Annotated in this window: 11 protein-coding genes; 8 read left to right on the top strand and 3 right to left on the bottom strand. The window is 48.8% G+C overall.

The window, feature by feature from the left end; all coding sequences use genetic code 11:
* Positions 1–292 precede the first annotated feature (292 nt).
* From L0U89_RS08795 to L0U89_RS08785, 3 genes are read left to right on the top strand one after another with little or no spacing between them, the layout of a single operon-like run.
* Positions 293–1,321, top strand: a complete 1,029-nt coding sequence (locus L0U89_RS08795) for a sugar phosphate isomerase/epimerase family protein (RefSeq protein WP_234861202.1) — start codon at positions 293–295, stop codon at positions 1,319–1,321.
* 26 nt (positions 1,322–1,347) lie between these two features.
* Positions 1,348–4,161 (top strand): PQQ-dependent sugar dehydrogenase, encoded by a 2,814-nt coding sequence (locus L0U89_RS08790; protein ID WP_234861201.1) that lies wholly within the window; start codon positions 1,348–1,350, stop codon positions 4,159–4,161.
* A 37-nt stretch (positions 4,162–4,198) separates the two neighbouring features.
* A complete protein-coding gene (locus L0U89_RS08785) occupies positions 4,199–4,699 on the top strand; it encodes a hypothetical protein (RefSeq protein WP_234861200.1) in 501 nt (166 codons plus the stop codon).
* A gap of 504 nt (positions 4,700–5,203) precedes the next feature.
* Here the strand turns inward: L0U89_RS08785 and L0U89_RS08780 are convergent.
* The 3 genes from L0U89_RS08780 to L0U89_RS08770 form a co-directional block, all read right to left on the bottom strand.
* Entirely contained in the window at positions 5,204–6,910 is a 1,707-nt protein-coding gene (locus L0U89_RS08780) for a sulfatase family protein (RefSeq protein WP_234861199.1), read from the bottom strand.
* Between the two features lie 97 nt (positions 6,911–7,007).
* Entirely contained in the window at positions 7,008–8,153 is a 1,146-nt protein-coding gene (locus L0U89_RS08775) for an FAD-dependent monooxygenase (RefSeq protein WP_234861198.1), read from the bottom strand.
* Positions 8,154–8,159: 6 nt separating this feature from the next.
* Complete coding sequence (locus tag L0U89_RS08770) at positions 8,160–8,660, bottom strand: GNAT family N-acetyltransferase (RefSeq protein WP_234861197.1); 501 nt, start codon at positions 8,658–8,660, stop codon at positions 8,160–8,162.
* Between the two features lie 150 nt (positions 8,661–8,810).
* On the opposite strand from L0U89_RS08770, the gene L0U89_RS08765 reads away from it, so the two are divergent.
* The 5 genes from L0U89_RS08765 to L0U89_RS08745 all read left to right on the top strand — a co-directional run bounded on the left by L0U89_RS08765 (position 8,811) and on the right by L0U89_RS08745 (position 14,805).
* Positions 8,811–10,118 carry an NCS2 family permease gene (locus L0U89_RS08765; RefSeq protein WP_234861196.1) on the top strand — a complete coding sequence of 436 codons (1,308 nt, stop codon included), beginning with the start codon at positions 8,811–8,813 and terminating at the stop codon, positions 10,116–10,118.
* Positions 10,119–10,357: 239 nt separating this feature from the next.
* The gene (locus tag L0U89_RS08760; RefSeq protein ID WP_234861195.1) at positions 10,358–11,158 is read left to right on the top strand and encodes a 5'-methylthioadenosine/adenosylhomocysteine nucleosidase; all 801 of its coding nucleotides are present in this window, start codon (positions 10,358–10,360) and stop codon (positions 11,156–11,158) included.
* Positions 11,159–11,269: 111 nt separating this feature from the next.
* Positions 11,270–11,911: a hypothetical protein gene (locus L0U89_RS08755; protein WP_234861194.1), complete on the top strand. Its 642-nt coding sequence runs from the start codon at positions 11,270–11,272 to the stop codon at positions 11,909–11,911.
* Between the two features lie 99 nt (positions 11,912–12,010).
* Positions 12,011–13,393: a M48 family metalloprotease gene (locus L0U89_RS08750; protein ID WP_234861193.1), complete on the top strand. Its 1,383-nt coding sequence runs from the start codon at positions 12,011–12,013 to the stop codon at positions 13,391–13,393.
* 98 nt (positions 13,394–13,491) lie between these two features.
* Positions 13,492–14,805, top strand: a complete 1,314-nt coding sequence (locus L0U89_RS08745; protein ID WP_234861192.1) for a hypothetical protein — start codon at positions 13,492–13,494, stop codon at positions 14,803–14,805.
* Positions 14,806–15,003: the final 198 nt, after the last annotated feature.

Here is a 15,003-nt window from a genome sequence, read left to right as displayed (position 1 = left end):
TCTGAAGATAAAAAATTTTACCTCCGTTACCTGGAGGCTGTGCCTTCTGATTTTTGGGTATTCAAACCTCTGGCTCGACCTTTTGTGTCGCCACAAGCGATACTACCATCAGTCAGTCAGTACAACCGCCGGACAACCACGTCTCCAAACATTTCACTGCATTTTCCCAGTTCACCTTTTTTCATATTTCTTCGATTATTCTTTTCCAAGTATTCCTTCCGCCGTTTGTCAAGAATTGCAAATGAAATTGCGCTTGTGTATCTACATTGTCTCGTTTTTGAGACAATACAACATGAACAACCGCAGAGACTTCCTCATCAAATCCGCCCTCGGTGCCACGGGTTTGGCACTTGCCCCAGCTTGGCTGCAAGGTGCCCCCGCGATCATCCAGTCCCTTAGCAAGCCCAATTCCAAAATCAACGGCGTACAGATTGGCTGCATCACCTATTCGTACCGCTCGATGCAAGACCAGAGTCTCGAGGCCAATATTCGCTACATCCGGGAATCGGGCATCAGCGCCGTGGAAATGATGGGCGAACCTGTGGAGTACTTTGCGGGAATGCCCCAGCCGACCTTTAACAGGATGAGAGTATTCCAATTGGGGGGGAAGGAACGCCGTGGCGAAACACTCACGGATGCTGAAAAGGCAGAATTGGCGGACATCAGAAAACAGTCAGAGGCATATGCCAAGGTGGTATCCGAGTGGAGATCCAAGGCTGATTTTAAGAAATTCGAGCAGGCGGCCAAAATGTTCAAGGATGCCGGAATATCTGTCTACGCCTTCAAGCCCAATGCTTTTGGAGCAAACAATTCCGATGCGGAAGTGGCATATGGCATGAAGGCGGCGAAGATTCTCGGTGCCAGTCATGTGACCTTGGAGCATCCATCCAACGATGAGCAGACGCTGCGTCTTGGCAAATTGGGCGATGCCAATAAAATGAAGGTGGGCTACCATGGCCACGAGCAGCAGACTTTCACTTTTTGGGATACGGCCTTGGGACAGAGCGATAGCAACGGTTTGAATTTCGATACGGGCCATTATGTGGCTGCGGGCCATACAGACATGATGCCCTTGATCGAAAAATGGCAGGATCGGATTTGGAGCATGCACGTCAAAGACCGCCAAACCCCAGCCAATGGCAAAGGAAACCTCCCTTGGGGTACCGGCGATACGCCGATTGCTGAAATCCTCCAAACCATGCGTAAAAACAAGTACAAGTTTCCGGCGACAATTGAGCTCGAATACCAAGTACCCCAAGGTTCGGATGCCGTCAAAGAGGTCCAAAAATGTCTGGAGTTTTGCAGAAAGGCCTTGGTCTAATTTTTCCTTGAATCAACAACACAACTATGAATATTTCCCATTTCAAAAAATCCCCATGGTTGGCCATGGGAATCCTGTTTCTGTGGTTTGCCGCATGTGGGCCAAAAGACGATCCAGCTGTCAAACCTGACGAAAACAGGTTCACGCCAGTTGTCTTGACCGAGGGGATGGACGAACCCATGGCAATGACTTTTCTTCCCGGTAAGCGCATCCTATTTGTCGAGCGTAAGGGCGGCGTGAAGATTTTGGACGAAACGACCAAGACAGTGACACTTGTGGCCACGATTCCTGTCAATACGAAGTATACCAACAAGGAAGGAGTTGTACGGGAAGCGGAGGAAGGCCTGATGGGTGTGATTGCGGACCCGAATTATGAGAAAAACAACTGGATTTACATGTACTATGCAGATCCGGATGTGCCCAAGCACGTCTTGGCACGCTGGGAACTGAAAGGGAATGAGTTGGTGGAATCCTCCAAAAAAGTCGTACTCGAAGTTCAGACCCAAAGGGAAGAATGCTGCCATACGGGTGGAGGTATGGCCTTCGACAAGGATGGTAACCTGTTCCTGACCGTTGGAAACAATACCGTCAACCCGCGGGAAGGCAGTTCCAATTTGGATGAAAGGCCTGGGCATGAAAACTCCGATGACCAGCGCGCCCCCGGAAATACCAATGACCTACGTGGCAAAATTTTGCGGATCCATCCCGAGCCTGATGGTACCTACACGATTCCGAAGGGAAATCTTTTTCCCGAAGGAACAGAAAAAACAAGACCCGAAATCTACACCATGGGCCACCGCAACCCTTGGCGGGTTTCTTGGGACAGCAAGACGGGATTTATCTATTGGGGTGAAGTTGGACCGGATGCCGTGGTAGATTCCATTTGGGGACCAAAAGGCTACGATGAGTTCAATCAGGCCAAGGGGCCGGGCTTTTTTGGCTGGCCTTATTTCATCGGCAACAACCAAGCCTATACCCGCCACGACCATGCTGCCGGGACATATGGCGCGCCCTACGATGTGAACAAGCCGGTCAACGAATCGGTCAACAATACGGGCCTGCGGGAGCTACCGACGCCGGTGGTGCCTGCGATGATCTGGTATCCCTATGGCATTTCTGAGGAATTTCCCATGTTGGGAAGCTCGGGAAGAAGCGCCACGGGTGGTCCCGTGTTTAGAAAAGCGGATTTCAAAAAGGATGCGCCGTTTGTTTTTCCAGCCTATTACGAAGGAAAATGGCTCATCGTGGACTTTATGCGGGGCTGGATCATGGCTGTGACGATGGACAAAAATGGAGACTATGTTTCCATGGAGCGCTTTATGCCAAGCCATACCTTTAGTTCGGCGATCGACATGACCTTTGGGCCGGACGGGGCATTGTACGTATTGGAATACGGCAGTGCCTGGTTCAGGGGAAATGCCAATTCACGTCTTATCAAAATCGAGTACAATGCCGGCAACCGCAAGCCCAACGTGGCGGCGGCAGTGGATAAAAATGCGGGAGCGGTGCCATTTACTGCCAAGTTTTCCTCCGAAGGAACCAATGACTATGATGATTACGATGGAGGCAAGCTCAACTACGAATGGCTCATCAGTTCCGACAACGGAGTCAACACCCTCTTGAAGGAAGCCAATCCGAGCTTTGAATTTACCCAACCGGGTACTTATCAGGTGACGTTGACCGTCACGGATACAAAAGGCGAAAAGAACGCCCAAACCCTCGAAGTCACCGCTGGCAACGAGCCGCCTCAGGTCTCCATTGCTTTTTCCGGTAACCGCACTTTCTACTTTGGTCAACCTGAAATCACCTACGAGGTAAGCGTGAAGGACAAAGAAGACGGCAGTACGGCTGACGGAAAAATCAAGCCCGAGGAAGTTGCGATCACTTTTGATTATGTGCCAAGAGGTTTTGACCCGATCGAAATCGCGTCCAAGCAAAGCGGTGCGGAAAGTATGGCTGTATTGAACCTGGGAAAGAACCTGATCGAAGGCAGTGATTGTAAGTCTTGTCACCAATTGGACAAAACGTCCATCGGCCCGAGTTACCAAGCTGTCGCGGAGCGCTATCCGAAAACCCCTGAAAACGTGAAGCTGTTGATCAGCAAGGTGATCAATGGAGGCAGCGGCGTATGGGGCGACCATGGCATGGCTGCACACCCAGGGTTGAGTGAGGCAGATGCCAGGAGGATGGTTGAATATATCCTGTCTGTCAATGAAGTGAAGCCAACGGTTGCCTCTTTGCCCTTAAAGGGAAGTGTCAAGCCAGCCGTTCCAGAAGGTGAAGATGGACAGGGAGGATATCTTTTGCGGGCGTTTTATGCCGATAAAGGTGCAGGACAAGTTGGTTCTTTGTCAGGTGTGGACTTTTTGGCTTTGAAGAATCCATATCTTAATCCACAGGTATCCACGCATAGAAAAGGCGTCCAACTGATGACCACTCCGCAAGTCAATTTCTTTGTTTCAGGGAATGATGCTGAAGTCGGATTTGAGGATATTGATTTGACCGGGGTGCAGCAAATCGACCTGTATGTGCAGGTCAGTACCCGCGTACAAGCCAAAGGTGGTCAAGTGGAAGTACGTTTGGGATCACCTACAGGCACGTTGATTGGCACAAGCAATGCGGTAGCGCCAAAGGAACAAGGCTTTATGCGTCCGCCCGCAGGTGTCAATCCAATTGATTGGAGAAGGCAAAATGCCACCAAGGCCCAAGTCGCCCTGACCCAAGCTGTGGAAGGAAAACAGGATATCTACTTTATCTTCAAAAATCCCCAAGCTAAACCCGAAGAAATATTGATGAACATCCAGGAAATCAGGTTTATGAATGCGAGGGAGCAACAGTAGTTGGAAAAAATATTCGCATTGATTAAAAAAAGCCGCTATGGGAAACCAAGCGGCTTTTTTTGTCATCTTATTCATATCTTTCAACTACCAAAACAATTTTAATGTGAATTTATTTGTAGATTTTTTTCTGTTGATCATTCGGTTATTCCGAGAAAAGCGTTTCGTTTACTTGGTTTTGACCAAAAACAAAATAGAAATCACCCATCTCAAAAGTGGGAGGACAATAGCATATCACTCAGATCAGCCATTTTCAACTGATCGGTTGTTGATAGCGGATAATGTTTTTGCGGAGAATTTGGGTAGGGCGATGATGAAGAATCTATGCGGCAAATACCTAACGATGAGGGCAGTATGGGTACTAATACACCCTATGGAACCAGGATTCCATGAGATCAGCTTGGTCGAGAAAATGATTTACAATGATTTTTCAAAAATGATAGGAGCAAGTGGTGTTGTAATTGTGGATTCGGATAAGAAGCTAGAAGGTAGTGAACTAAACAATATCATTAAAAAATATACAAAAAACCGGCTCAAATAGCGAAGGCAACCCCTTATCATACTTATGACGATATCGAATGTTGTGAAGAGAATTCTATTGACGGTCGTTTTCTCGATCTTCTCTATCCCAGTTCTGGTTTTTATAATTCGATGGATTGTCATACCAAGTGACTATGACTATGACGGATCGACCAACTTCGGGTACGGGTTTTTTATATTCCTCGTTATTCTTCCTCCAGTTTGGATCACAACGACGCTTGTTTTTTGGGTTTGGCTGAAAAAAAGAATCAAGGCTTAGGATTGAGATTTAAGAAATCCTGAAGCTCTACGTTAAGATCTCTGGGTAAGGATTCTGCAGCTCGGTTTCTTAGTTCGTCGCTGCAAGCGACTTCACAAAGAGTTTGCCGATGCAACCGTCGAAAAACGAGTTCTCCGAAGGCTGTGCCTTTGGATCGCTGAATTTAGAGCCTTTGGCTCGATCATTTGCCTGGCTACAAGCGATTTCACGAGGTGTCCGACGGTGCAACCGTCGAACAACACCGCATCAATCAAACTCATAAGCCGCCTTTAGCCCCTTTTTGTCGAGTATTTCCTTGACCTTTTGTTGGTTGGCACCAAAGGCGCGTTGTTTGGAAATATCTTGCAGGTAGCGGTCGATGTAGCTTTGGCTGATTTGGGAATTGTCACCGTATTTTTCCCTGAGGCCATCTAATTGGGCATGGAGTTGCTTTTTGATCTCGGCGTAGGCAGGGTCATCATACACATTGCGCATTTCATTGGGGTCGTTTTTGCGGTCGATAAGTTCCCATTCATCCACGTCGAAGTAGTAATGCACGAGTTTGTAGTCCTTGGTGATGATGGCATAATGCCGCTTTACCATATGCACTGCCGGATATTCGTAGTAATGATAGTAAACCGCCTCACGGGTCCATTGGTTGGCATTTCCGGTCAGAAGAGGCATCAGGCTTTCGCCCTGCATTTCGCTCGGGGCAGGTATCCCCGCCGCATCCAAGAACGTCTGCGCAAAATCCAGGTTCTGCACCATTTCGTCGGAGCGGGTTCCGGCTTTGATTTTTCCGGGCCATGAAATAAGTAGTGGGGTCTTGAAGGATTCGTTGTACACGAAGCGCTTATCGAACCATCCGTGTTCGCCCAAGTAAAATCCCTGATCCGAAGTATAGACGATGATCGTGTTTTCCATCAGTCCGTTTGCCTCGAGGTAATCCAATACCCGGCCTACGTTTTCGTCCACGGCTGCGATGGTACCGAGATAATCCTGCATGTAGCGCTGATACCGCCACTGCATCTTCTCTTTTTCGGACATTTTTGGAAAATCCTTCTTGAATGCTTCATTGAGCGGCTTGTAGTATTTGTCCCAATTGGCACGCTGGCTGTCATTTTGCCTGCCACGCTCTCCTTCGAAGGCGCGCCTATCCCAGCCCGATAGATCTGGAATTCCGAGTTCCTGCATCACTTCGGGATAGACTTTGGAATCGCCCGCCCAGTTCATGTGCTTGAGGAGGTTCATCTCTGCTTCGCGGGCCGCACTTCCACGACCCGAGTAGTCGTCAAATAGGGTGCTTGGTTCTGGAAAAGTCTTTTGGGTGTATTCGGCCAAGTGTCGCTCTGCGGGAAGCCATTCCCGGTGAGGAGCCTTGTGGAGGTACATCAGCAGGAAAGGCTGGTCGGCTTTGCGTTCGTTTTGCAGCCAATCCAGGGTCATGTCCGTGATGATGTCAGTGACATACCCTTCTACGCGGACGGTTCCTTCATTCTTGGTGATAAAATCAGGATTGTAATAATTGCCCTGTCCGGGTAGAATCTTGAATTGGTCAAATCCCTTTGGACTGTTGCCAAAGTGCAGCTTTCCAAACATGGCCGTTTGGTAGCCATTGGCATGGAGGATCTGCGGAAAGGTGACGTTGGTAGTGTCAAAGGGAAAATGGTTGTCCACCTTGCCGTTGATATGCGAATGTTTACCCGTCAAAATGGTCGCCCGCGACGGTGCACAAATCGAATTCGTGACACTGGCGTTGGTAAACAGCATGCCCATTTTGGCAATCCGATCGATATTGGGCGTATTGATCAGCTTGTTGTCATAGGCTGAAATTGCCTGATAGGCGTGGTCGTCTGACATGATGAAGACGATGTTGGGGCGCTGTGGGGCTGAGGTTTGTTCGGTTTTTTGACCACAGGAAAAAGCCAGGATCAGAATGAAGACAACGTAGAAGTGGGGGCTTACAAGTTTCATAGTCCATTTTGGGAATGGTTAAATTTAGAAAACATCGTGTCAGCCACCAATCTGAAACGGTCCATTTACACAGACGGGGGCTGAATACTACGGGCTCCTAACCTAAATCCACGGCATATAGCGCCTCGATCTGCTTTTGTCTTTGCTTTACTGGAATCATCCGAAAGGCCTTGTCACGAATGGCGCGGAGCAAGCTGTTTTCCCATTGGGCGACTTTGCCAAGCGTCCAAGAAGTCTTGACGATATTGTGTGTGCGCTTGAGCCTTCTTTTTTCAAAGGCCGAAAAAGCTTCCGCGACGTCCGTGTTCTTGGACAAACAACTCGCCAAAATCGCTGCGTCTTCGATTGCCATGCAGGCCCCTTGGCCCATATTGGGCGTGGTGGCATGGGCTGCGTCACCGACCAGGACAATTCGTCCGAAGGCAAAACGATCAATGGGCTCCAAGTCCAGAATATCGTTCCAAATGATCCGCTCGGGCCTGGTCGCCGACAACACCTGCGGAATCGGCCTATGAAAGTCCTTGAAAACCTCCATCAGTTCCTTTTTCCCCCAATCCTTCAAAGTTGAATTGGCGTGTGGACTGTTGATGCACGCGTACCAATACACCTGTCCGTTTGCCAACGGCGTGACGCCAAAGCGCCCTTTTGCTCCCCAGGTTTCTGATGTTTCCTCGATTTGGAGCGCTGGATTGTCTGTGATGCCCCGCCAACAGGTATAGCCTGCGTACCTGATTTTGGATGAGGGGAGGAGTTTTTTTCGGATGGGGGAGTGAATTCCCTCCGCGACGATTACATTTTCCGCAGTTATCGAGCTGCCGTCTTCAAAATCAACCCGGTAGCAAGCCCCTTCTTCAGCGATGTCTATGGACCGTTTTCCCGTCAATACCTGCCCCGCATCGAGCTGTGCCAATAAGGCACTGTGCAGTGCCGCACGGTGGATGGTGAAATTGCTGATGCCAAACCGGGAGTTGGCTGGGTCGGTATTGGTTTTGGAAATGGGTTTCCCCTTTTGGTCGTAGATCGTGAAGGCTTTCAGTTCCCGGCCGAGCGGAATGACCACTTCCGAAACGCCGATTTGTCGAAGTGCCTGCATGGCATTGGCGGCAAGGGCGAGGCCTGCGCCTACGGCCCGGATTTCGGGAGCTGCTTCGGCGAGAATTGCTTGGATGCCGATATTTTTCAGCGCAATGGCAGTCGTCAGTCCGGCAATGCCACCACCTACAATCAAAAAGTCTGTTTTCATTAGGTCTTAGAGTTTTTGGTACATTACCAAGGCCGATACCATGCCACGTTCGGGATATCGATAGGCATCGGGCACTTCCCCGATAATCTGGAATCCGAGGCTTTGCCAAAGGTGTACCGCATGGGAATTGGTGCTGACGACAAAGTTAAACTGCATGGCTTGGTAACCTAGCCTTTTCGCTTCACTAAGTGCAAAAAGTCCCATCTGTCGGCCGATTCCCTGTCCGGCTGTGTTTGGATCCACAATAAATCCCGCATTGCAGACATGGTTGCCAAGGTCCGGTTGGTTTTCCTTGATATAAAAAGTCCCCACGATTTTTCCCTCAATTTCTGCCACATAGGTCTGTTTGTCGCTCCCTAGCCAATAGCCCATCATTTTCTCTTCATCCGAATCTGGTGAAAAGACATACGTTCCACCCTGTCGGATGACGGGTTGGATGATTTGCCAAAGGGCTTGTCGGTCAGCAAGGGTTGCTTTTCGGAAGTTGATCCGGTCAATGAAGTTCATATTGGAAAAATCAAGGATGAACAAACCTATGAAATATTTCGACTGTAGGGACCTTATACTCCATTTGCTGTATTGGGTTTTGGGGTAGCGTTTTTTTGTCTTTTGCTTTTCATCCCGGTTCCCTTTATTTTTCAATTTCGGAAAAATCACATGGGAAGCATCAAACCTACCAATACCAAAACTGAAATCCTGGCGGGCCTGAGTACCTTTTTGGCCTGTTTCTATATCATCATCGTCAATCCCGCCATCTTGGCCGATGCGGGGATGCCATTCTCGGGCGTGGTGACCGCGACGGTATTGGTGTCGGCTTTTGGGAGCATTATGATGGGGATTTATGCCAAAAATCCCATTGTCGTCGCCCCCGGCATGGGCATCAATGCCTTTTTTGCCTACACGGCGGTCAAGGGATATGGATTGAGCTACGAGGAAGCCTTGGGTGCCGTGTTTTGGTCGGGGGTGATCTTTTTGCTTTTGTCCATTTTCAAGACGAGGGAGAAGATCATTGCTGCGATTCCTGTCTCCCTGCGTCATGCTGTGTCGGCTGGAATCGGTCTTTTTATCTGTTTCATTGGCTTCCAAAACGCGCACTTCATCGTGGACAATCCGGCTTCATTGGTGGGGATGGCATCGTTCAAAGATCCGGTCAGCTTGACCTTTCTGCTTGGATTGATGGTGACAGCGGCGCTGATCATCCGCAAGGTAAGCGGCGCCATCATCTTGGGAATCCTGTTTACCACCCTTTTTGCTTGGCCGATCGGACGCTGGTGGGGCGACGCCTCTGCGTTCAATTTCGGCATGGCGACGGTCGTAAATTATTCCGGTTTCTTTGCCACGCCGGATTTCAGTTTGTTGCTCAAAGCCGATATTTTGGGGTCACTGCGGTATGGGTTTTTGCCCGTGATATTCGTATTTACCTTCACAATTTTGTTTGACGGGATATCGACTTTTGTGGGCTTGGCGGAAGCCTCGGGCTTGAAGGACCCAGATGGAAGTCCGCGCAATATGCGCCAATCCTTGCTGACGGATGCCTTTGCGACTTTGTTTGCGGGATTGGTGGGCAGCAGTTCGGGCACGGCCTACATCGAATCGGCTGTGGGTATCGAGGAAGGCGGTCGTACGGGAAAGACCGCCATCACGGCAGGTTTGCTTTTTCTGCCGTTTATGTTTTTCTCGCCCTTACTCTCCATCGTTCCGGCTGTAGCCAGCTCGATTGCCTTGGTTTTGGTAGGCTCATTTATGGTGATTCCGCTGACAAAGATTGAGTGGAAAATTCCCCAAGAAGCGATTCCGGCCTTTTTGACCATGGTGTTGATTCCGTTTACTTACAGCCTGTCGACAGGGATTTCATTTGGCTTCATCAGTTGGACGGTGCTGAAACTGCTGACCGGAGGCCACCGAGAAGTCAATCCCATTTTGGCGGTGATTTCGGTTTTGGCGCTGTTTTTTCTTTGGCAGTAGGGGAGAGAGGAGATATTAGATTTGAGATTTGAGACACAAGATGCAAGACACAAGACTGGAGATCGACGTTCGGTATTCGGTGTTCATTGTTCAAAATTCAAAAAAATGTCGAACATCGAATTATGAATTTTGAATCATGAAGTCGGTGTCTTTGTAGCGACTTTCTTCCCTGATTTGTTTTTTATCTCCGATCATCCCAAAACCATGGTGGATCAAAGGGCATTTGTGATCTTTGTGGCATGAAAAAACTGTGGGCATTTACTTTCTTGCTGGTGTTTTGGCTGGTTCCGGTCTCCGAGACGCTTTCCCAAAGGATCGCTTTGATGGGGGCATTGGACCAAGAAATTGAGTTGTTGTTGGGTGAAATGAAGCGTCCAAAGAAAGTGCCCATCGGCGGGATCGATTTTTACAAAGGAAAAATCCGGGGGAAAAAAGTTGTCGTCCTCAAAGCCGGTGTAGGCAAAATCAACGCCTCCTACAGCACGGCAGTTTTGGTGCAGAACTTTGACGTCGATGCCTTAATCTTCACGGGTGTCGCGGGTGGTCTACATCCCGAATCCTTGCCGGGCGATATGGTGATCGGGGATCGCTTGTTCCAGCATGACTTTGGAAAGTACGACGGAAACGGTTTTTCGGTAACAACCTATCGCGAACTCACAGGCGGGCACCAAACGGAGCTTTTTATCCCCTCAGATCCGATGTTGGTATCCAAAAGCCAAACTGCTTCCAATCAAGTCGAATTCAATAGTCTTTCAGGACGAAAGCCCAGCGTATTTACCGGTTTGATTGCGACGGGCGATATGTTTGTCAGTAGTCCAGACAAGGCGCAGTGGCTGTATGGGGAATACGGCGCCTTGGCAGCCGAAATGGAAGGAGCAGCGGTTGCCCATATCTGTAGGACCTTGGGGATTCCTTTCGTAGTGATTCGCAGCTGCAGCGACAATGCAAACCACGATGCACGCACCAATTTCGAGCAATTTGTCGGCCCTGCTTCAGTCAATTCCTCCCGATTGGTATTGTCGATCTTGGAAAATTGGTAGGCTTGTTTGCCCATTTTTCATAAATGTTGCTGTGTTCTTGGGTGTGCCTATTTTTTGAAAGCGAGTATTGTATTTACTTTTAGCTAAATAAATGAGCTAAACATACTACCCATGCTTTCGCCCGAAGAAAAAGATCGAATCAAAGCGCTCGAAACCTACCGGATCGAGACAATGGAAGAAATTCTTGAGAAAAAGGCACCAAAATCCACCCTGCTTAAGACCCTTAAAATTTTTGATTCCAAATTTGGAATTTGGCTTTTGTCGGCGGCGTTTACCTGGATTGGTGCCAAAGCTTACAGCGACTATCAGGTCAAGGTCCAACAGGAATACAAGTACGAGGAAATAGTCGATAAACTCGATCTCGAAATCGGCCATAAGTTGAATCGGTTTTTTGTCGCTATCGATGTGGTCTTGGCGGATGTTGAAAAATTAAGTCCCGACAGCGTTCCCGTCAAGATCGCCGCTGTCCAAAAACTTGCCTTGGGTTTGGACAAAAAGCAGGCTTTTGACAATGACAACCTTTATCCCGAATATGCCAACCGAAGCTTGCTCTCCCTCCTATTGGAACAGAAGAGAGCTTTGCTCAAACTCGGAAAAACAGATCCCGAGCTCGACCGTGTGATTGCCAACGCTGCCAATTTGCCGGCTTTTTTTGCACGACACCAAGATTCGGTTACCACGGTCGATGGGATTCAAGCGCTGGTAAAAAGGGAAATGGTACTTCCACGATGGGAAAATTATGGGCTACAATGAGGCTGGATTACTGTTGATTTGCACAAGGTGTGACTTTCAATTTTTCTCCTTTTATCGAATTTTTTAGTAACCTCCAGTTTGGATTAGCCGTAACCAATCATGGATATAAAGATTTTTGATATGAAAAAGAAATTGACGCTCTCCCTACTTGTTGTCCTGTTGTTTTCCACACATCTATCCGCGCAGCAGAAAATCTACCTCAATGGAATCGTTTCAAAGCCTTTTGCCCATTATCATGTCGGCGACACCATCCCCATTTTGGCCAAAAGGACCAATCCGAATACCTTGAAACCCCAATACTTGGTACATGTGTTCACGGAAGTCAGGGCCGTCAGTGAGGACAAGATCACACTATTGGATGAAGGCCACGACTTTTGGGAAATGGTGTGGATTGAAAATCGGGCCGAAAACGTCAACAAGGTCGGGTGGGAGCGCGGCAGGAGGGAAGAGCTGCACCAAGAGGCCTTGGACTATTACTCCACCGCCCTCAGCAACAAAATGGTATTTGAGGACGATATGCTCTATGACTATCTGTACCAGATGGTCAATCTGATTCACCCCACGCCTTTGGTCAAAGAACGCTCCAGCAACTTTTCGATTGTGGTATTGAATTCGACAGAGCAGATTGGATTTGCATTTGACAATGGGATGATTGTGCTCACCACGGGAATGCTTGCCAGCACAAAAACGGAGGCGGAGTTGCTGAATGTCTTGGCAGAATGCGTGGCACATGTTGTTTTGGAACATAACCTGATCAATCTCAATGCGCGGCTAAAGACCGAAGCCCGTGCCCGCACTTGGGCGACGATTGCAGCGGTTACGATGGCTACTGCCCAGACCATCGATGGGATCAACTACGGCTATGTACCGGATTACAGCGTATCGGCTGACTTGGGCATGTCGGTGTATTTCCTTTCGACCAGCGCTTTGGAGGATATTGGTGCTCAATATACCAGCGAGCAGCGCATCAAGGCGCAGCGGTACGGGAAATCGTTTTTGAAACAATACCCGGAAATCATAAGCTTGGACGACTACCAATACACAGGAGTGATAGCCAACGCCATCAGCACCGCGGCTTGGCAGGAATACCATTTGAAAAACTATTTCTACGCCATGCAGTTGACCGAAAGGCTGAATAACCTGGATTTGGCCACGGACAAGGACTACCTCCTACTCAGTAGGATTCAGCGTAGGATATCCAATGACCGTTATTCCATTCAACTGGCCTTGGATTACATCCAGAAGGGCAAGCGGAAATCCATTGAGCCCTTGGCTGATTTGGAGAAAGAAGCGGGGATAGTCTATTCCCGACTCAACCAACCCGACAAGGCCAAAGAATCCTACATGAAATACCGGGAATTTCTACTGAAGCTGAAAGAGGAGGGCAAACACGTGGAGCCCGAACTCCAGAGCATCGATCAATTGATCCAGCGAAAGGGGTATCTCGTCGGTCAAGTGGCAACGGCGATTGAGGAAAACTGAGAAATAACAAATTATTTGGCCAGGCCTGGATTTTGAAAGTCCGGGCCTTGTCTTTTTTGGGTTTACCTGTTTAAATTGTAGGAAAATCCCAAAAAACCATGAAATCATTCCTATTGGCTCTCGCGGCTTCGGCGTTCCTACTTTTTAGCTGTCAGAACAAAACCGAAAAAACCGAGCCGCCAACCGCTGAATCCTTCGAAATCCCCAAATTTCGCCTCATCGAAACAGACACTTTCCATTTCAACAATTTTGTGGACTGCAATATGGCAGAAGTATGGGTGGGAGATACGCTGCGGATTTTTCCGGGAAAATATGGAGAAGACCCTGTTTGGGGATTTGCCGAGGACTTGAAGTTTGCCTCTGGATCCAATGCGGACGAAGTGTTTTCCACGCCCGCTTCTGAATACATCGCTCCCAAACTACCCAAAAACGCTACTGTTGGACAGCCTGGCCTACATGGGGCCGTGTGGTTTGAGACGGTCTATCAGGATTCCAAGGATCCAAGTGGTAGGACGCTTTATGCGATTTACCACAATGAGAACTATCCCGAAACCCTTCCCTACAATCCTGAAACAGGCGAGGGCTATATAGACAAGGATTGGCCACTTGGGCTGACAGAGCGAATTACGCCCGCAGCAGTCTGCCGCATCGGTGTCATGAAGTCCACCGATGGGGGTTGGTCCTGGGACAACAAGGGCTTGTTTTTGGAAGACAAACAACCCCGCATGATCTTGAAACCACACAATATCTCCAAGACTTTTGCTGGAGGTGTCGGTGACCCCTCTGCGGTGGCCGTGGGCGAATACCTGTACCTGTTTTATGGAGAATATGGCTACCCCGGCGTGTTTGATGCGGCGAGCTATGATCCGTTGGTCGAGGCGGGCGGACAGTGCATCAGCATCGCACGCATCAAGATCACGGATTTGGATGATCCGCAGGGGAAAGCCAAACGATGGGATGGCACAGGCTTCAATGCCGCTTGGGATGGTATTGGCAAACCTGTGGCGAGTTTACAGATACCTGCCGAAGAAGGTGGTGGTCCAGCATCATCTCCTCAGGGAGGATTCCATTGGGGGCCATCCGTCAGTTGGAATGACTATTTGGAATGTTGGGTCATGCTGATGGGTAGGGTCGAAGGCCAATCATGGATTGGTGATAAGCTGTACATTTCCTTCAATCCCCACAAAGAGCTTGGAGAAGGCAACAATTCCCAAGCCTGGACCAAACCCCAACTGCTGGTCCAAAAACCTGGTCATGTGATTTGGTATCCCTCACTCCAACCCTTGAATACGCCCGAAGACGTCGCCAACAAATACACCAGCCTCCGATTGGGCAAAAAAGCAAGGTTGTTTTTCAAATTCTCCGATTTGGGTAAATATATGTCGCTGTACGAGGTGGAGTTTGAGAAATGATGGGGGAGATGTGAGAAGCGAGAAGCAAGATATGAGATATGAGTGACATGTCCTGAAATAGCTTGACAGAAGAGGTCAGACTAAAATCAGGTTAAATATGACAAAAACGGTTCGGGAATTCAAGCGGTACAGTATTGGCTTCAAGAAGCATGTGGTTGAGGAGTTGGAAAGTGGCAGTTCCTATTCCTATCTTCAAAA

It is taken from the genome of Mariniradius sediminis, assembly GCF_021491425.1.
Classification (GTDB): domain Bacteria; phylum Bacteroidota; class Bacteroidia; order Cytophagales; family Cyclobacteriaceae; genus Mariniradius; species Mariniradius saccharolyticus.
Note: the sequence above shows the minus strand (reverse complement) of the source record. Positions and strands in the feature narration are given on the sequence as shown.